At 47.1% G+C, this 18,101-nt stretch carries 16 protein-coding genes and 1 tRNA gene; 6 read left to right on the top strand and 11 right to left on the bottom strand.

Annotated elements, in window-relative coordinates; all coding sequences use genetic code 11:
* Positions 1-6: 6 nt before the first annotated feature.
* The 10 genes from JUB14_RS15400 to tgt form a co-directional block, all read right to left on the bottom strand.
* Positions 7-972 (bottom strand): Gfo/Idh/MocA family protein, encoded by a 966-nt coding sequence (locus JUB14_RS15400; RefSeq protein ID WP_207507227.1) that lies wholly within the window; start codon positions 970-972, stop codon positions 7-9.
* Positions 965-1,696, bottom strand: a complete 732-nt coding sequence (locus tag JUB14_RS15395; protein ID WP_207507226.1) for an acylneuraminate cytidylyltransferase family protein — start codon at positions 1,694-1,696, stop codon at positions 965-967. The genes JUB14_RS15400 and JUB14_RS15395 overlap by 8 nt, the downstream gene beginning before the upstream one ends.
* A complete protein-coding gene (locus tag JUB14_RS15390; protein WP_207507225.1) occupies positions 1,696-2,580 on the bottom strand; it encodes an N-acetylneuraminate synthase family protein in 885 nt (294 codons plus the stop codon). The genes JUB14_RS15395 and JUB14_RS15390 overlap by 1 nt, the downstream gene beginning before the upstream one ends.
* A gap of 27 nt (positions 2,581-2,607) precedes the next feature.
* Positions 2,608-5,049: a GumC family protein gene (locus JUB14_RS15385; RefSeq protein ID WP_207507224.1), complete on the bottom strand. Its 2,442-nt coding sequence runs from the start codon at positions 5,047-5,049 to the stop codon at positions 2,608-2,610.
* On the bottom strand, positions 5,046-5,777 hold the full coding sequence (locus tag JUB14_RS15380) for a tyrosine-protein phosphatase (protein WP_207507223.1): 732 nt from the start codon (positions 5,775-5,777) through the stop codon (positions 5,046-5,048). The genes JUB14_RS15385 and JUB14_RS15380 overlap by 4 nt, the downstream gene beginning before the upstream one ends.
* A 20-nt stretch (positions 5,778-5,797) precedes the next feature.
* Positions 5,798-6,562: a polysaccharide biosynthesis/export family protein gene (locus JUB14_RS15375; protein WP_207507222.1), complete on the bottom strand. Its 765-nt coding sequence runs from the start codon at positions 6,560-6,562 to the stop codon at positions 5,798-5,800.
* A gap of 15 nt (positions 6,563-6,577) precedes the next feature.
* A complete protein-coding gene (glf, locus tag JUB14_RS15370; protein WP_207507221.1) occupies positions 6,578-7,684 on the bottom strand; it encodes a UDP-galactopyranose mutase in 1,107 nt (368 codons plus the stop codon).
* 50 nt (positions 7,685-7,734) lie between these two features.
* Positions 7,735-9,024 (bottom strand): nucleotide sugar dehydrogenase, encoded by a 1,290-nt coding sequence (locus JUB14_RS15365; protein ID WP_207507220.1) that lies wholly within the window; start codon positions 9,022-9,024, stop codon positions 7,735-7,737.
* Positions 9,025-9,146: 122 nt separating this feature from the next.
* Positions 9,147-10,634: an OmpA family protein gene (locus tag JUB14_RS15360; RefSeq protein WP_207507219.1), complete on the bottom strand. Its 1,488-nt coding sequence runs from the start codon at positions 10,632-10,634 to the stop codon at positions 9,147-9,149.
* 215 nt (positions 10,635-10,849) lie between these two features.
* Complete coding sequence (gene tgt / locus JUB14_RS15355) at positions 10,850-11,983, bottom strand: tRNA guanosine(34) transglycosylase Tgt (protein ID WP_207507218.1); 1,134 nt, start codon at positions 11,981-11,983, stop codon at positions 10,850-10,852.
* A 103-nt stretch (positions 11,984-12,086) separates the two neighbouring features.
* Between tgt and JUB14_RS15350 the strand changes: the two genes are divergently transcribed.
* From JUB14_RS15350 to JUB14_RS15325, 6 genes are all read left to right on the top strand, one after another.
* Positions 12,087-13,217 (top strand): glycosyltransferase, encoded by a 1,131-nt coding sequence (locus JUB14_RS15350; RefSeq protein ID WP_207507217.1) that lies wholly within the window; start codon positions 12,087-12,089, stop codon positions 13,215-13,217.
* A 30-nt stretch (positions 13,218-13,247) separates the two neighbouring features.
* Positions 13,248-13,871 (top strand): 16S rRNA (guanine(527)-N(7))-methyltransferase RsmG, encoded by a 624-nt coding sequence (gene rsmG, locus JUB14_RS15345; protein ID WP_207507216.1) that lies wholly within the window; start codon positions 13,248-13,250, stop codon positions 13,869-13,871.
* A gap of 474 nt (positions 13,872-14,345) precedes the next feature.
* Positions 14,346-14,627 carry a hypothetical protein gene (locus tag JUB14_RS15340; protein WP_207507215.1) on the top strand — a complete coding sequence of 94 codons (282 nt, stop codon included), beginning with the start codon at positions 14,346-14,348 and terminating at the stop codon, positions 14,625-14,627.
* Between the two features lie 87 nt (positions 14,628-14,714).
* Positions 14,715-14,791: transfer RNA gene (locus tag JUB14_RS15335), tRNA-Asn, on the top strand.
* Positions 14,792-15,135: 344 nt separating this feature from the next.
* Positions 15,136-16,383 carry an AAA family ATPase gene (locus tag JUB14_RS15330; protein ID WP_207507214.1) on the top strand — a complete coding sequence of 416 codons (1,248 nt, stop codon included), beginning with the start codon at positions 15,136-15,138 and terminating at the stop codon, positions 16,381-16,383.
* 16 nt (positions 16,384-16,399) lie between these two features.
* Positions 16,400-16,987: a DUF4276 family protein gene (locus JUB14_RS15325; RefSeq protein ID WP_207507213.1), complete on the top strand. Its 588-nt coding sequence runs from the start codon at positions 16,400-16,402 to the stop codon at positions 16,985-16,987.
* A gap of 402 nt (positions 16,988-17,389) precedes the next feature.
* Here the strand turns inward: JUB14_RS15325 and JUB14_RS15320 are convergent.
* Positions 17,390-18,101, bottom strand: a 712-nt coding sequence (locus tag JUB14_RS15320; RefSeq protein WP_207507212.1) for a DUF8464 domain-containing protein, incomplete at its 5' end; no start/stop codon positions are given.

Raw genomic sequence — 18,101 nt, 5'->3', positions numbered from 1 at the left:
TACAAATTACTGATTACAGATTTTCAGGATGGTTTCTGATTCGTCCAACTGCTCCTGCGTGTGGCTAGTTAGGTTTCCATTTTGTAGGGTATCAAAAAAATGGCGCGTCTGTGCTACAAATAGCTGGTTCCGGTCAAAGCCCTCTATTCGCTCGACGTCAGAACTGGTAGGACGTAGCAGCCGGAGTGTTGCTGCGTAGTAGTCCAGTTCGAGGGTACCCTCTTCCAGCACAAACCGGTAGTATCGCCTGGGTATGCGCTCATAGAAGTTGAGGTGGCAGTGGGCCGTAGTACCACTCTGGTAGGACAGGAGTATATCCGCTCCGGCCTCAACGTCTACTTCCAGTGAGGAGCGATAGTTCTTTACAGTTTGCCAGCTATCTAAGGCGCAACCTGCCAGCCAGTTGAGGAGGTCCAGGTCGTGGCTGAGGGTAAGGGCCGCGCCGCCGCCCAGCTCTTTACGGGCGGCGTAGGAGGTACGGTAGTCTTCCCAGGGATGCCAGTCGGGTAGGTACTCGCCCCAGTAACTCTGCATGGAAAGGAGCTTTCCCCAGGTACCATCTTCTATGATATGCTTCACGCGCTGCAGAAGGGGGTGGTAGCGGAGCATGTAGGCCACCTGTACCAGCACCTGTTGTTTCAGAGCCGCCTGCCGGAGTTCCTGAATGCCTTCAGACGTATGCGACAGCGGCTTCTCGACCAGTACGTGCATTCCCCGCTCCACGCAGGCCAGCGTCTGGCTTACATGCAGAGCCGTAGGGGTACAAATAATGGCAACTTTGGGGGCTATATCGGCTACCCTTTCAAAATCAGTAAATACCTGCACCCGTGCCGGATCAAGGGTACGAAAAGGCAGGTTGCGCTGCCGGTACAGGTGTATATTGCGGTAGCCCAGCTCCCACAGGATGCCGATATGCCGCTCACCAATGGAGCCACCGCCCAGTACCAGTATGTCGTCTGTATACTTAATCATCAAATTTGACGCAGTCATAACTCCGGATGCTTGCTTCCGCCCGTTCAAAACTTGCCAGATCGTCTATGTCAACCGCGAGTTCGTTGGGTACTACCAGTGGCAGGATCGTTTGGCCGGACATGGAGTGGTTATTCAGTATTATGTGGGGCCTTATGACATCCAGGGTACCGATCTGCCAGTATACCTGGGGCAGGATCTGCCGGGGCTGATTATAGGGTTCCTTTATGCTTGGAGCCTCCAGCAGCGGTTGCATGGGGCCGTCTTCTCCCACTGGTAGGGTCCACATCTTGTAAGGTGTGACGGGAGCGGGCGTCACTATCCGCAAGCTATCCGCTTTAGGTTCCTGAGCCATACGTTGAATTGCTTTTTCTAGCAACGTGACCTGGCGTACCGGTGAGGTAGGTCGTAGCTGTACCACAAGGTCGGGCTGGTAGCCCTGCTGGTCGCGCAGCCAGCGCAGCGCGTGGTCAAAAACCTCCCAGTCGGTACTGAGGTCCTGCGCGAGGGCATCGGGCCTCATAAAGGGTACCTCCGCTCCGTAACGGAGCGCTACTTCGGCTATGCGTGGAGAGTCAGTTGAGACTATGGTACGCGTAACGGAAGGAGTAGTCAGCGCGGCCCGGATGCTGTAGGCTATTAGCGGATGGCCTGCCAGAGAGAGTATATTTTTATCCGGAAGGCCTTTGCTCCCTCCCCGAGCGGGTATCATAGCCAGTACTTCCATCAGGCTACTTTTTTCCGGTACTTAAGTTTTTCACGCTGTACTGCTTCTACGTCCAGGATCTCAGTAGACTTACACTGGAGTGCATCGTAGGTATGATGGAGGTCCCGGATGAGCTTTTGCAGACCCGGTACTTCCAGCGAAGCGGCGTGGTCGGTCCCTTTCCAGGTGCGGTCTTTGGTGAAATGTCGCTCAACCCAGCAGGCTCCAAGGGTATAAGCGGCAATGTCTACCGCTATGCCCAGGTGATGTCCCGAAAAGCCTATCTCCTTGACCCGCCCTTCGTAGCGCTCACGCAGGCGGGGGATCTCTAGCAGACATATATCGCCAAACCGGACAGGGTATCCTGAGGTGCAGGAATAGATCACAAGCCGGTCGGCCTGTCTGGTAGCTTCAAAAAATTCCACTACGCTGGCTTCTTCGTCCTGAGTAGTCATACCCACGGATATATGTACATCACCCGCGTACGTATCACGCAGCAGATGCAGCATATCAAAGTGGTTGTTGCAGGCCGAAGGTACCTTGATAAAGTCGGGCTGCAGTTCGATAATCTCGCGGGCCGAAGTAACATCCCAGACGGAGGTGGCATAGCCAATACCAATGGACTCGGCATATTTTTTGAGATCGGCGTGCTGCTCCAGGCTGAACTCCAGATACTCACGATGGGCACCGTACGTAGTACCGTAGGCGTTGTAAGGAACTGGATGAGGAGCATTGTACTGCTCTTCTGTCAGCAGCTCGCGGGAGTGACGCTTCTGAAACTTGGCGTAGTCGGCCTTACAGTCTTTGGATAGCTGAATCAGCTCCTTGGCAATCTCAAAGTTCCCCATATGATTACATCCTATTTCGGATATAGCCCGTGGCTTCTTGTAGTTGAATGAATACATACCTAGTAATTTAGCGGTGAGCTATTCCTAACGGATACTGAATATATTCCTGATTCTTTTTTTCCAGCCGGGTTTTGAGTCTGATAGGTAGCCGTTGTCTCGGTAAGCGTAGTCATAGCGATAATGGCTATACCCGGAGCCGTAGTAAGAGCCGGAAGTAAGGCTGCTGTACAGGTTGTCGGGGTAAAAATCATTGACGATTACTTTAACTTCTCGGATATCATATTCATCGGCTAACTGTGCCGGCAGGCGGTAGGCCTCCTTCTCGGAGTAGAGCCACCTGATTATAAACAATACATGATCGCTTTGGTTTAGAAGTGGCACGTTATCAGCCACTAATCCTACCGGAGCGGTATCCAGAAGTACATAGTCGTAGTGGGTGCGGCAGTAAGCCAGTAGCTCCTCAAACACAGGCTTTTGTAGAAGTTCGCCGGGGTTAAACGGAGCCGGACCAGCCGGTATATAGTCGAGATTTTTGGTAGTAGATGAGTAAATAAATTTAGTAAAGTCAGGGCTCTCAGGGCTCTCTTCCTGCAGCAGATTGCTGAGTCCGTACCGGTTGTGCTCATCAAAGAACAGGTGCAGACGAGACTTCCGAAGGTCTCCACCGATCACAACAACCTTCTTTCCGATCTTGGTCAGAGAGAGGGCCAGGTTTACGGTTACAAAGGATTTGCCTTCTCCGGATTTTTCGGATGTGATCATGATCTGCTTGCCAGGTTCCTTCTTATCCACCAACTGACTTTTTGCAAAGCTCAGCCGCGTACGGACTGCACTCATGGATTCCGTAAATACAGTGCGGTCGTTGAGAAAGTTGTTAAGGTCACGGCTGCTGTTGGTTACCCTGCCCGGGAAATGGTGCAGGATGCCCAGGAGGCTTACGCGCGGGTGCTTGTCAACCTGCGCGATATCCGTAAAGGTGTGGTTGAAGGAGCGAACTGCCAGTACCGAGCCTAGGCCCAACCCCAGCCCAAGGAATATGGACAAGGCTATGATTTGCCAGGGTTTAGGCGAAACTTTGTCCAGATCAGGCCTGGTCACTATCAGGAAGGAGGGCAGCATACCCGCCCGCTCAATGGATGACTCAATCTCTTTATTCAGCAGCAGGGAGTAGATGTTCTTGTTGACTTCGAAGTTACTCTGCAGGTATATATAGTTCTTTTCCAGCGCCGGTATCTGATTAAACCTCCTCCTGAATACAGCGATGTTGTCGTTCAGAATGCGGATAGTACCGTTGTTCTTCTGCTTTTGCAGGCGTATGTTGTCCAGGATCTGACTGCGGTACTTGTTCAGTTCTTCGTCCAGGTTACGAACGGTGGGAGAGTTTGGACTGTATTTGACCAGTAGCTCCTTGCGTTGCCTGATAAGGGTATTAAAGCGTTCCAGCAGCTCTACCAGTACCACATCCGTCGTTCCATCTAATCCAATGGAGAGGTAGTCAATGTGCTCAAAGGTGTTACCCAGATTACTCTCGAGCATATTGATGTACGCCTTCTGAATCTCGAGCTCATTCTTACGCTGTTCCAGTTCACGTACCTTGGAGGTAATCTCGGTGGCGGATGAGCTGATATCCAGTACCTGGTTCCGCTGCTTAAACAGTTCGAGTTCGCGGGCAGCTTCTTTGAGCGATGCTGAATAGATATCTACCTGATCGTTGATAAACCGGATGGTCAGGTCCGATGACTGCTGCTTTTGCTTCAGGTCATACTCACGGTAGGCTTCCAGTAATTTATCGAGGAAGTCCTTGGTGAAGGCCGGGTTGTGGTAACGGAAGGATAGATCCATGACGGGCATGTTCTGTTCTACTTCCTTCATGTCGATGTGCTCCACCAGGCTGTTGACCATACGGGCCGGATGATTGAACTTGAACTCAAAGCGGTACCCCTTGGTGGTGTTGATCTGCTTGACGCGGAATACCAGCCCCCGCAGGGACACTACCGAGCGCTCTACCAGCCGGATAGGGATCTCGTTGGTTTCGGTCTGGTAGGTCAGTGAGAGGTCATCTTCCAGAATGAAAGTACCATGCTCGTAGGTCTCGGGATCGTAGCTGATCACTTCCAGGTCCAGTGGTCGGTTAGGATATACGTCTACGCGCCGTAGGTCTTTTAATCGGTAGAAGGTAAAGGGATAATCCAGTTTCGTAATAGCATTCTGGACTACCTCCTGCGACTTTACGTTATACTTTTCGGTCAGGTAATCAGTATTGCCGGTGTTGAACAGGTAGGTAGGCTGCGAAGTAGCAAATTCATCCAGCTGGGACTGCTTGTCCAGGTACTTGATGGTGACCGAAACCACATACTTGGGAGTAGCCAGTTTAAGGTAAAGAAAACAGAGTATGCCGGCGAAAAGAAGCGCTCCTACAATCCAGTACCAGCGACTAGCAAATACCTTTACTACCTTCTGGAAGTTGATAGAGTCGGTATTAGTAAGAAGCTGCTCAAAAAACGCGCTGTCGTTTTCGTTTTTCATGCTTTATCAGCTTGGAGTATGGTGTGGTTTAGCAGGAGTTGGCTACTTACTATTGCAAAGTCAGGATGCTGAGTAGCCCGGTGTATGTAGCGGTACTGAGTCGCATGGTGCAGATCCGATCCTACGGCACCTACCCAGCCTTGCTGAATCAGTCTTTCGGCCACTGCTTGCTCTGCCGACCCGTACAGCCCGCCCAGCGACAGTAAATTTATTTGAAATATAACATTCATTTCGTAAAGTTCGGCATACCGCTCGGGGCGCTGATGCCAGGGGCGGTACCGTTCCGGATGAGCCAGTACCGGCTTCCAGCCTTTGTCGATTAGTGCCCTCAGGATATGGGTGAAGTAAGGCTGCTCGGAGCGCATGGAGGTCTCGACTAGTACATAGCGGTCAAACAGGGGAAGCAGCTCATCCGCCTCAATCAGGGTCATGAGGTAGTCGTCAGCATAGTATTCGGCCGCGTAGGTGAGCTCCAGGTCAGGCCAGTGTTGCGCGGCTACGGTCTGAAGCTTGGCGTAGGCTTCCCGGATCGTGTCGGTCGTATTGGGAAAGAAATCAGAACGGATATGCGGAGTAGCCACAATCCGTCGTATACCTGCCTTGTAGTGTAGGTCCAGCAGGGCCAGACTGTCATCTAGAGTAGCGGCACCGTCATCAATACCCGGTAATACATGAATATGGAGGTCACTTCCAACCTTGGCCAGTAATTCGTCAGGAGAAATTTGCATAGGTACATATAACTTCTAAACTAACGGGTGAGGAGGTTAATAATGAGCACGGTGAGGTTAAGTGCTGCCAGCATTGGCTGTACTAGTATCAGGGTACGCTGATTTCGGACTGTACGTAAGCTTTCGGTGGAAGGCGGAACGTAGACAATGTCATTATCATAAATATACTGATTTACAATAAGCGGATTGCCCAGTTGCTGAAAGTCATACTGCACGACTTGCTGCTCGGTACCTTCGCCCCGGATAATCTGGATGGTATTACCCGCCTCGGCGTACCGGATACCACCGGCTTTGGCCAATACATCGCCCAGCGACTGGTACTCCTTTTCTAACGGAATCAGTCCCTGGTTATTGACTGCCCCCAGCACTTTTACGCGCAGGTTAGTAATCTCTACTTCGAAGAGCGGATCGCGTACTACGTCACGGTACAGTACCGACAGCGTATCGGTTAGCTGCTTACGGGTTAAACCCTCTACTCTTACTCTTCCGATTTCGGGCATACTTATCAGCCCCTCCGAGCTGACTGATACCGCAAATCCCCCTTCGTTTCCACCTCCGGCGGGAGTATCTTTTACCAGGTTGGGATCCGGAAACAGGTCGGTGAGCCAGTTCAGGTTGCGGATACGAAGCCTGTCACCTGGCTTGATCAGGTAAGCACCTTTATTGACCGTTATAGACGGAGGTGTAAGCTGTTGGGAAGTGATCCGGGGAGGCCCTGCCTGCTGAGTACGACAGGCACTCAGTAGCAGCAGCGCCAGAATCACTCCACCCACGCTTTTTATCATGTTGTTTTGTATGGATTAGTCACCAAAATGGACTCTTACTTTCTTCAGTGCCGAGCCTATCACCTGATGCATATCATAGTAGCGGTATTCGGCCAGTCTTCCTCCGAAAATCACATGTTGTTCCTGCTCAGCCAGGGCTTTGTACTGCCGGAATAGCTGATCGTTTTTATCGTCATTGATCGGATAGTAAGGCTCAGCACCCGGCGTCCACTCCTGCGGATATTCGCGCGTAACTACTGTCTTGGGCTGCGTACCAAACTCAAAATGCTTATGCTCAATGATGCGCGTATAGGGCGTTTCGGAGTCAGTATAGTTAACTACGGCGTTGCCCTGATAGTTATCAATATTTAGTAATTCATCATCAAAACGCAGACTGCGGTACTCCAGAGCTCCAAAGCGGAAGTCAAAGTATTCGTCTATCTTACCAGTATATACTACAGTATCGGCCAGCTCGGTAAGCTCCTCCCGACGGGCAAAAAAATCGACTCCCAGACGTACTTCTGAACCTTCCAGCAGCCCTTCGCTCAGCTTATTGTAGCCCCCGATGGGTATACCCTGGTAGCGGTCGTTGAAGTAGTTGTTGTCAAAGGTAAATCGGACGGGCAGGCGCTTGATGATAAAGGCTGGTAACTCGGTAGCTTTACGCCCCCACTGCTTCTCGGTATAGGCTTTGATAAGCTTCTCGTACATATCTACCCCTACCAGCGAAATGGCCTGCTCTTCCAGGTTTTTAGGCTCTTTGATACCAGCCTCCTCTACCTGCTGGGCTATTTTGGCCTTGGCTTCCACCGGTGTTTTTACTTTCCACAGCTGATAGAAGGTATTCATGTTGAATGGGAGGTTGTAAAGCTCGCCGTTGTAGTTGGCTACCGGTGAATTGGTATACCGGTTAAATTCCACAAAGGAATTGACGTAATCCCAGATCTCTTTGTCGTTGGTATGGAATATATGGGCTCCGTACTTGTGTACGTTGATGCCTTCAACATTTTCGCAGTAGGTATTGCCGCCAATATGGTTGCGACGATCAATAACCAGACACTTCTTTCCCCTCTTGGTAGCTTCGTGAGCAAACACACATCCCCAAAGTCCGGCTCCAACTACCAGATAGTCGAATTCTTTCATAAATCTAGATAATGTTAATTGTAAGGTTTTAGGTTATTTGTTGGTGAAAGTTACAGACGCCAGTACGTAAGGTGCTGGCCCTGTTCGGGATATAATCCTTTCAGGTCCATCAGGATAGCGTCGGGCTGACAAATTTCTTCAAAATATTCGTTTCCAAGGTTACGGTACTCATCATGGGCTACAGCCACAATGACTGCATCATAGCGTTTAGATGGGCCATCTACTAAAGTCAGGTTGTACTCGTGGGCTACTTCATTGGGAGAAGCTTGCGGATCCACAATATGTACATGAACGGAGTACTGCATCAGCTCTTTAACCAGATCTGCTACCTTAGAGTTACGAATATCGGCTACATTTTCTTTGAAAGTGATGCCCATGACCAGTACCCGTACACTCTGCGGGCTTTTATTCTTCTGAATGAGCATCTGTACCAGCTTCTTGGCGACAAAGGCCGGCATGGTATCATTAACGCGGCGTCCGCTATTAATAACCTGCGGATCGTAACCCAGTTGCTTTGACTTATGCAGCAGGTAGTAAGGATCTACACCGATGCAGTGCCCGCCCACCAGGCCGGGGTAGAATTTGAGGAAGTTCCACTTGGTGCCCGCGGCTTTAATCACTTCCTGCGTGTCTATACCCATCCGGTCAAAAATGATGGCCAGCTCATTCATCAGTGAGATGTTCAGGTCGCGCTGGGTATTTTCGATGACCTTAGCAGCTTCGGCTACCTTAATGGTGGGGGCTTTATAAATACCAGCCGTGATCACGCTACCATATACAGCAGCGATCTCTTCCAGTGCTTCGGCATCACTTCCCGAAACTATTTTCAAAATATCAGGGAGCGCCCTGTTTTTGTCCCCGGGGTTGATGCGCTCGGGAGAGTAGCCAATCTTGAAGTGCTGACCTACTTTCAGGCCCGAGTGTTCTTCCAGTAGTGGGAGGCAGTCATCTTCGGTACAGCCCGGATATACAGTAGATTCAAATATGACGTAGTCTCCTTCTTTGAGCGCCCTCCCCACCAGTTCAGACGCCTTTTGCAGGGGCTTCAGATCCGGCACTTTGTAGGAGTCGACGGGGGTAGGTACTGCTACGATGAAGAAGTGAGCCTGCCGCAGGTCGTCGGCATCGCTGGTGAAGAGGATATCTTTATCCTGAAAGTCTTCGGAGGGAATCTCGCGGGAAGGATCGATACCCCGGTGCATTTTCTCGACCCGATCCTGGTTGATATCAAAACCAAGCACACTAAACTTCTTGGCTAATTCAAGGGCTATGGGAAGACCAACGTACCCCAGGCCGATAACCGCTATTTTTTTTTCTTTGGCTAGTAGTAAGTCGTACACAGAGTTTATGTTTAGGAGGCCATGCCCCGAGGGCGCACAGCGTTGTTCTTTTAATGGAGTGACTGAAAAAAGGCTCCCTTTTGGGGAGCCTTTTTCGTTTTAATATATTCCTGAAGCCTTCATTAAGGCAGCAGTTTCAGTTCTACGCGGCGGTTTCTCTGCAGACCTTCGCGAGTAGCACCATTAGCTATTGGCTTGAACGAACCGAAGTAGTCAACAATGATCTTGCTTGCATCCTGCAGACCAGCCTCGTTAACCATAAACTCTCTAACGGCTTCTACGCGGCGGCGTGACAGAGCCATGTTGTAGCGGTCAGAAGCACGACGGTCAGCGTGACCAGCCAGTTGCAGACGACAGCCTGAGCGGTTCATCAGGGTAGCGACGTTTGTCAGCATTTCGCGGTACTCAGGTTTGATCACACTCTTATCGGTGTCGAACATCACGTTAGTGAAGATTTCGCTACAGGTAGCACCTGAGGCAATGGCATCTTTCACGTAACGATCAAAGTCAATCACACGACCGCTACCGTCTACTACGCTACCGGCAGGTGAGTTAGGCTCTTTATCGAAGAAGTCAGATACACCGTCACCGTCAGTATCAAGCAACAGGCGGGGATCGATATCTGGTGGACGGTTAGCCTTAGCAACTGAGTCCATTTCTTCCAGAGTCAGGATCTTTGGTGGCTTCACGAGCACCCGTGGGTCGGTATAGCGCAGGTGGTAGAAACCTTCTTCAGGAGTGTACTCATATTTTCCGTCAGTCTTACGTACACGTAGTGCGTTCTTTCCGAACTTGTAAGTAAGCATCAGTGAACCGTAGCCGTACTTATCAAGAGCCGAGTTACCACGACGGTGCGACGTCATGTTACTGATATTTATTCCATCGCTTGGGTCTCTTGAATAGTCACCACCAAAGGTAGCGTCTACGATATCAGAGTTAACGTGGTTGATACGGAAATCAAGACCGAGGTCAAAGCGTGGGCTCAGTTCGTAGTTGATGTTCAGACCCAAAGGTATGATCCAGTCGTTGGTAGTGCCATCGGTGCTGCGAATAGTACGTCCGGTACCCAGTTCGTAGGCGGTAGAGTTGTACCATACCTGACCGGCTCCCACGTAACCATCGATCTTCCAGTGCTTCATCTTGTTAGGACCGAAGAAGATCCCTTTCAGGTTTACAGTACCTGCAATGGAGAAGTCCGTGTAAGTTCCGCGGAAGTAGCGATAGTAGAAACGGCGCTTCATACCACGCAGAGCACCAGTCGAAACGTCAGCACGTAAGCCAAAAAGATAAGTTAGCTGTTTGTTTAGCGTCAAGCCTCCCTGAAATGTTCCCCACTCGCTGTAGCTATCAGCCGAGTTTTCGGTTACTGGCATGAAGTCATATTCTCTCAGGTCTCCAAAAAATTGAGAAGGACCTCCGTGAATAGAAATAGACCACGTATTCAGCTTATAAGGGCCTTCGTAAGCAGCCTTTGGATTATAGTCCGGTGAATTTGGCTGTGTGGGCTGCGTTAGAGGCGGTTGCTGTGAGCTCGCAGGCTGTGCGCTCAGAGGCAAAGCCAGTATTGATCCCAAAGCAAGCGAACTAATCAACAGGGATACTTTTTTCATACTATACAAGTTAGCGTTATGAGATGAACATGGATTCTGCTAAATATTAACAACCGCAATGCGCAACAGTTTATTTAACCGAATACTAATTGCCGCAAAAGTAGGTTAACCCTTTGAGTTAACCAACTTTGATTTGGTGTTAAAATTAGCCTAAATGCTTCAAAAACCTAAATTAGCGCAATTTTAGCCCGAAAAAAAAGTCCTTTTCTGAACTTTCAAAGACGTTGCATTACTTTTTTTTCAATTTCACTTTTCCAATTCCGAAATTCTCCGGTGATAATTTTTTCTCTGGCCTGTTTGACCAGCCACAAATAGAATGTTAAATTGTGTACACTGGCAATCTGGGCACCGAGCATTTCATCGGACTTAATCAGGTGACGAAGGTATGCTTTTGAGTAAAAGGTACTCACATAGCCACCCAGATTTTCATCAATGGGCGACAAATCATCCTTCCACTTTTCGTTCCGAATATTGATTATCCCTTCTGTGGTAAAAATCATGCCATTGCGGGCATTGCGGGTTGGCATGACACAGTCGAACATATCTACACCCAGTGCGATGCCTTCCAGGATGTTGGCAGGTGTACCAACCCCCATTAGGTAGCGAGGTTTGTCCTTTGGTAAAATATCACACACGACCTCAGTGAGTTCGTACATCATCTCTGCTGGTTCACCTACTGATAAGCCACCGATAGCGTTACCTTCACGATCCATAGAAGCAATGGTTTCGGCTGACTGCTGCCTCAGATCTTTATAAACGCTTCCCTGTACGATGGGGAACAACGTTTGGTTATATCCGTACAGAGGCTCGGTGCTGTCAAACTGGTTGCAACACCTTCGTAACCAGCGGTGTGTCATCTCCATCGATTGGCGGGCGTAGCCGTACTCACAGGGGTAAGGAGTGCACTCATCAAAGGCCATGATGATATCCGCACCAATGACCCGTTGTATGTCCATAACCCGCTCAGGCGTAAAAGTGTGGAGCGACCCGTCAATGTGTGACTTAAATGCCACACCTTCTTCGTTGATTTTTCTCCCCGTTCCTGCCAGAGAATACACTTGATATCCCCCGCTGTCGGTCAGTATAGGGCGATCCCAGCCATTGAATTTGTGCAGACCTCCTGCTTTCTGGATAATGTCCAGGCCCGGACGTAAGTAGAGATGATAGGTGTTACCGAGTATGATCTGGGCTTTAATATCGTCTTTGAGTTCGCGCTGGTGTACAGCTTTGACCGAGCCGGCCGTGCCTACCGGCATAAAGATAGGTGTCAGGATGGTGCCGTGATCGGTTTCAATGCGTCCAGCGCGAGCCTTCGTAGAGGCATCCTGAGCTTCAAGTGAAAAATTCATTAAGTAACTTATTGATGTGCCCGCAAAAATAAAAGGATGCTCTTAAAGAATCCTGACAATGACTGTATATTTGTCCTAAACTTGAAGACTAACTATCTACTGCGTGGCCGAACTTCTACTTGCGATTCTTGGATTTTTTATTCTGATTCAGCTCTTCTATTATCTGTTTGTGTTTACCCGTCTTATCGGGTATAAGCAGTACTCTGAACCCGGTCCCGATGCACCGGCTGTAACCGTACTGGTGTGTGCCTGGAACGAGCTCGAAAATCTACAGGAGCTTCTGCCGTTACTTGATGCTCAGGAGTACCCTACCTTCGAAGTACTGGTCCTGGATGACCGCTCGACGGACGGTAGCCACGACTTCCTGAAAAAGCACGTTTTTGGCTGGGATCATGTCCGGTTTATCCGGATTGATACTGAAGTCAAGCACATTACTCCCAAGAAATACGCGCTATCCGTAGGGATGAAGCACGCCCAGTACCCGATAGCACTGATGACCGATGCGGACTGCCGACCGGTTGGTAACAACTGGATCAGTAGCATGGTAGCGCAGCTTACCAACGGGAAGGATATCGTACTTGGCTTCTCACCGTATATGAAAAAAGGGGGGCTACTCAACTGGTTTATTCGTTGTGAGACTTTCTACACAGCCGTACAGTACCTGTCGTTTGCGCGGGTTGGCTGGCCTTATATGGGCGTCGGTCGTAATCTGATGTACAAAAAGTCTCTGTTCTTTGAGCACAAGGGATTCTATACCCATAAGGGAGTAGTCGGTGGAGACGATGATCTGTTTATGAATCAGGCCGCCACCCCTGATAATACCGTAATCAACCTGGACCCGGAGTCATTTATGTACTCAGTGCCCAAGACCAGCTGGGGCAGTTGGTTCACCCAGAAACGGAGACATCTTTCCGTAGGCAAGCTCTACAAGCCCAAGTACAAAACGCTGCTGGGCCTGCTGTCTGGCTCACACGTCGGGTTGTGGCTGGCGGGTATCGCCTGCCTGGTCCATGGCCTCCTTAATCAGGACTTACTACTGCTACAGATACTGGGAGGGGCATTCGCTTTCAGATGGCTGGTGCAGCTGATCGTACTGGGGGGCATCAACAGGAGGCTTGACCGCACCGTCGGGGCGCATACCTTTATATTTATGGATCTGGCGTTTTTTATCTACTACATATTCATGAGCTTAATGATGTTCAGGAAGCCCAAGAAAGAGACGAAGTGGCGCTGATCATATAGTTTTACAAGTACACAATACTACATGGAACAAATACTGCAATATTTTCCGGACCTGACCGACACGCAACGCAGCCAGTTTGCGCAGATGGACGAGGTATACCGGTTCTGGAACTCTCAGATCAACGTCATCTCCCGACAAGACATCGATACGCTGTACGAGCGTCATATTCTGCATTCGCTGGGTATAGCCAAGGTCATCCAGTTCAACCCGGGTACTACGGTGCTGGATGTAGGTACGGGCGGTGGATTTCCGGGCGTCCCCCTGGCGGTGATGTTCCCGGATACACAGTTTCACCTGGTGGATAGTATCGGCAAGAAGATAAAGGTAGTACAGGAAGTAGTATTGGCCCTGGGACTGAAAAATGTAAGAGCCCAGCAGGTACGGGCTGAGAAGCTCGACGATACCTACGAGTTTGTGGTAAGCCGGGCGGTTACACGTCTAACGCCCTTTGTGGGCTGGGTACGAAAGAGCATCAGCCGCAACTCCTTCCATGGCCTCAAAAACGGCATTCTGTACCTCAAAGGCGGCGATTTGGACGAAGAGATCCAGGAGCTGGGACGCAGGGTACATACCTACGAGCTGTCGGACTATTTCAATGAAGAATTCTTTACTACCAAGAAAGTCCTGCACGTACCTCTGGTCTGAACAGGTACCTATAAGGGGCTGCTACTGCAAGCCCCACTACCACCACACCTCCTGCATAAGCTACATCGTGGTTACCACAAAATCGGTGATTAATGCAGTTTATCTCTACTTGCCTACCATTTATCGAAACATTACCCTCTGCTCCTATAGATAGGGTAATTTTGAAGCATCAGAGGAAAACAAACAATCGGCATCTGGCTTTATCCAGGTTCTTGACAGAATATATCAGGAAAGTGCTCGATTTAACCTACACACACTATACACACTCTATTTTTCAAAGTACACAAGCACACACGTATTGTAAGTAACACACACTATCAAGAGTAACACACACACTATCAACCTAACAGTAGTCTTTGCCTCAGTGCCAGTCCGTCGGGACTGGCACTGATGTTTTATAGAGGTACGCATGGCAGCATATCAGGTTGTCTTCTATATTTGCGGCCCTAACTACTACTAAACTAAGCAACCAGCATGAACGAACGTTTCAAAGCTAGCAGTCTTAAAAATCCTATGTTTCCGGATGAGGTCATCTTCGGTGAGAAGGGGGTTACCTTCAAGGTCCGCAAGATGTTCAGCAGTACCGACAACTTTGTTTTTTATAATGATATATCGGGGGTAGAACTCGAGACCGGTGTTATGTTTGCTACCATTCGGATCATTCCCCGCATGCGTCCTGAAATTATTATGAACAATTTTAGCAAGGCAGATGCCAAGAGAGTCAAAGAGTTAATCCTGCAGCACGTCAGAAACTAAGATTTTTTTTTGGCCAGGTATTGCGCTGTACCTAAAGAGTGCCTAAATTTGCACCACAATTCAGATGAACAATCTGGGTTGCGAAACTCCCGAATAGCTCAGTCGGTTAGAGCATCTGACTGTTAATCAGAGGGTCGCTGGTTCGAGCCCAGCTTCGGGAGCCAATAAAGGGCAAAAGCCTGGTAATCAGTAGATTACCAGGCTTTTTTTGTTCACACCTGTATGGCTAGTGTGTATATCTTCCCTCTTTTTCAACACACTTCTAAAATTTAACATCTTCAACAGGCTTAGATCTGCCTGATAGTGAAATGATAATTGGTAGTTTCTATAGAGGCTGCTTTGAAACTTCAAGGGGCAAGAGATGTGACAAACACGAAAAAAACATTCAGGAGCTGGTTCTGGTAAAGGCTAGAATTTCTAATTAGTATATAAAATAAGGGTTATTAGCTTAAAAAATGCGGAAATACAATTGCTTTTTTGTTTATTGCCTTGAAAATCGACCTTCATTATGATAAAGCTGAATAGAATTGCCATATCGAACTTTAAGAATATTAGGCTAGCTGATGTAACCTTCAGGGATATAAATGTGCTTGTGGGGCCTAATGGCTCAGGTAAAAGCAACTTTATGAGAGTCTTATCCTTTGTACATTACCTCGTTACAGGACCAAGCGAATCCGTTACGAGTATGCTTATAGATGGGTTCAAAGCGCGTTTCGGACTTCTACTTCCTAATGATTTAATAGTAGATGAAAGTGCCAGCCTTAGGATAGATATTGACTTTATGGATACTAAGAGCAATACACTATACTTCTATTCAATTGAATTACATAAGGCAAAGATCTCTGGATCCGATAAGGGGAAGTCAAGAATGGAGTTAAATATAGGAAGAGAATCTTTTTTCTTTAAAAAGAGATCTATGAAAGGAGCGCCAGCTAAGATTTTTACTCGAGAACTCGATAAGGTTACTTTCAATGCAGATCTTAAAAGGGTTGTTTCTTTAAATAAGGTGTCCAAATACACAAGTGCTCTTAAAATTCTTGAATTATTCTCAAATGAGTTGTTAGATGATAAAGATTTGTATGATAAATATATAAAAGCCCAAGGAGCAATAATCTCCTTATTGAATACAGATGTATATTATTTGTCTAGTCATGCTTTACGGTTTAACGACTATGACCCTAAGTACGATTTTGAGCATAGACTAGTGAACTTTGATTTAGTAGATTCAATAATTAAGATTGGTGATACAGATAAGTGGGGGTATTTTAAGGAAGTGCTAAAGTCTATTGCTAATATTGATGATGTTGCTATCCGTTCATCTGGTGACGAAAATGAAAAGAAATACCTAGTATTTAGAATACATGGTAAAATTGAAATGATTTTTAGTTTGTCAGATGGTATGTTATTAATAATTGCTTTGATTACTAAAATATTGACAAATGATAATTGCATCATATTCATTGAAGAACCAGAAAACTCAATTCATCCCAAGGCGCTTCAAGACTTAATGCAATTTATTAGGGCATCAAGTATAACTAAGCAATTTTTAATAAGCACACATTCTGTCACTCTTTTGAATTTAACTAAACCAGAGGAAGTGTTTGTCTCACATATAGATGCTGACGGAATGGCTGAAATTGAAGCTATAAGAAATATTAAGGAGCTTAAGCAAAAGTTAAATAGAAACTTTTTGAGCTTTGGAGATATTCTTCTCCATAATATGGATGAGACTGAGGAAATGAAAGACCTTTTTTAGCTAAAATCCTGATAAAATGCCGGATAAAGCAATATTATTTCTATATGAAGGTGAAACTGAGGGGGAGTTCTACCCGCCGATTCTTCGTGATAAGCGTGGAGACCTTAGAGACAAGGGTGTCAAGATCAAAATGAAGTGTTTGGGGGGGAACTTTAACTTAAATGCAAAAGTTGGAGATGCTATAAGTAGCTTTTTAAGTAATCATAAAAATTGTTATTTATTTGTATTTGTAGCTTTGGATAGAGAGGGTGGTAGAGATGTTGAGCCCAATATAAGCCCTGACCTTATAAAGTCAAAATTTGGTAAATATTTAAAGAGTATAGATTTAATAATCGCTACACAAGATATAGAGAGCTGGTTCTTTAGCGATATTGATAATATATATAAGTTCTTAAAGGCTCCAATCTCCAAGAGGAACCCTAATAAGTATGCTAATTTTGAGAACTTTAACAATAGGCATCTTTCCCTTTTATTTAAGCAATTTGGCAAGTGCTATCAAAAGGGTAGGAGAGTGGAAGGCCTTATTAATAATTTTGATTTAAATAAGATATGTGCAAAATGTAGAGATCTGGATGAAGGTATAAAAAAGATGCAGAAAGTTTGATTTGAAATTGTACGAAACTATTTATGAATAGTTATAATATAACCTTACTCTGAGGTGTTTCTCATCCTTTTATGAGCCTTTTGGCACCCTTGACTACAAAAAGTTGAATCGATTCTTCTAGCTTCATACTGCTTCTTACAGAATAGACACTTCTTTGTATAGAACATCCCTATTATATGCTCTCTCGAACTGCCCCACCTGGGGTCGTAGTGGTGGATGACCTTATCCTTCTGTACTTTCTCAAATGCAAAGTTTCGTAAGCCATTCTTGCCCTCCCTTAGTTCTTTCTTGTCCATTTTTGTACGCGTTAAAGTTGTGTTAATGCTTTACTAATCACTCGTTATAGGTAGTAGATCGGTGTCTAAATCGGTGGATAAATCACTATCTAAATCACTGGTAAAATCACTTCGCTATAAGGAAATCGCTATAATCCTTGTAAGAAGCATATAGGTAGGAGTAATCTTCAACTTGCATTCCTTGCTGCTTTATACTAGCGATAGCTTTGGCTCCTGCTGAATCATTATCAAGAAAGGCATTGATATACCTGTAGCGAGATAGGATAGGAAGTGCCCTATGCAGTAGTGAGAGAGAGTTCAACACAAGTGCTGAGCCAGGTAGCCTAAGAACCTTATGATGCTGACAGCAGGAAAGAAAGTCAAAGAAGCCTTCAAAGAGATTGATATGGTCTGGTTCTTCTCCTGGTACTACTGAAAGCCATTTAGGGGAAGTACCTCCCTTGAAGTACTTGCTTCGCAGCTCAAAGCCTCCTAGATCATTCTGGAAGCCTACTGCAAAATAGCTTTTCCCTTTGCTCTCATAGGTAACTTCTTTCAGATAATGATTAGCTAGCTCTATTGATATACCTCTGTGGACTACATATTGGCTAAGGGCTGGGTTTTGGAGCTTTCTAACTTTAATGATCTTTATACCATCTTTTGCCTTTTCTGAGGCTTTAAGACCGCTAAAAGAAAAAGAACGAGGATCTACCTTGCCAAGAGCTAAAAGTCTCTCTACGGCCTCTAAAATGTATATTCCGGAGTAAACTGAGCCACTATTTCGGTACAAACTGAGCCAGCATTTCGGAGCAAATTGAGCCACTTGGGATGTTTGATTT

The sequence above is a fragment of the Telluribacter humicola genome, from assembly GCF_017355935.1.
GTDB lineage: Bacteria > Bacteroidota > Bacteroidia > Cytophagales > Spirosomataceae > Telluribacter > Telluribacter humicola.
The sequence above is the reverse complement of the archived record's forward strand: the minus strand, read 5'-3'. Positions and strand labels throughout refer to the sequence as shown.

Excerpts from the sequence above, each read along its gene's own strand:
- JUB14_RS15400 (WP_207507227.1), bottom strand. The coding sequence starts at position 972 with ATGATTAAGTATACAGACGACATACTGGTACTGGGCGGTGGCTCCATT.
- JUB14_RS15395 (WP_207507226.1), bottom strand. The coding sequence starts at position 1,696 with ATGGAAGTACTGGCTATGATACCCGCTCGGGGAGGGAGCAAAGGCCTT.
- JUB14_RS15390 (WP_207507225.1), bottom strand. The coding sequence starts at position 2,580 with ATGTATTCATTCAACTACAAGAAGCCACGGGCTATATCCGAAATAGGA.
- JUB14_RS15385 (WP_207507224.1), bottom strand. The coding sequence starts at position 5,049 with ATGAAAAACGAAAACGACAGCGCGTTTTTTGAGCAGCTTCTTACTAAT.
- JUB14_RS15380 (WP_207507223.1), bottom strand. The coding sequence starts at position 5,777 with ATGCAAATTTCTCCTGACGAATTACTGGCCAAGGTTGGAAGTGACCTC.
- JUB14_RS15375 (WP_207507222.1), bottom strand. The coding sequence starts at position 6,562 with ATGATAAAAAGCGTGGGTGGAGTGATTCTGGCGCTGCTGCTACTGAGT.
- glf (WP_207507221.1), bottom strand. The coding sequence starts at position 7,684 with ATGAAAGAATTCGACTATCTGGTAGTTGGAGCCGGACTTTGGGGATGT.
- JUB14_RS15360 (WP_207507219.1), bottom strand. The coding sequence starts at position 10,634 with ATGAAAAAAGTATCCCTGTTGATTAGTTCGCTTGCTTTGGGATCAATA.
- tgt (WP_207507218.1), bottom strand. The coding sequence starts at position 11,983 with ATGAATTTTTCACTTGAAGCTCAGGATGCCTCTACGAAGGCTCGCGCT.
- rsmG (WP_207507216.1), top strand. The coding sequence starts at position 13,248 with ATGGAACAAATACTGCAATATTTTCCGGACCTGACCGACACGCAACGC.
- JUB14_RS15340 (WP_207507215.1), top strand. The coding sequence starts at position 14,346 with ATGAACGAACGTTTCAAAGCTAGCAGTCTTAAAAATCCTATGTTTCCG.
- JUB14_RS15330 (WP_207507214.1), top strand. The coding sequence starts at position 15,136 with ATGATAAAGCTGAATAGAATTGCCATATCGAACTTTAAGAATATTAGG.
- JUB14_RS15325 (WP_207507213.1), top strand. The coding sequence starts at position 16,400 with ATGCCGGATAAAGCAATATTATTTCTATATGAAGGTGAAACTGAGGGG.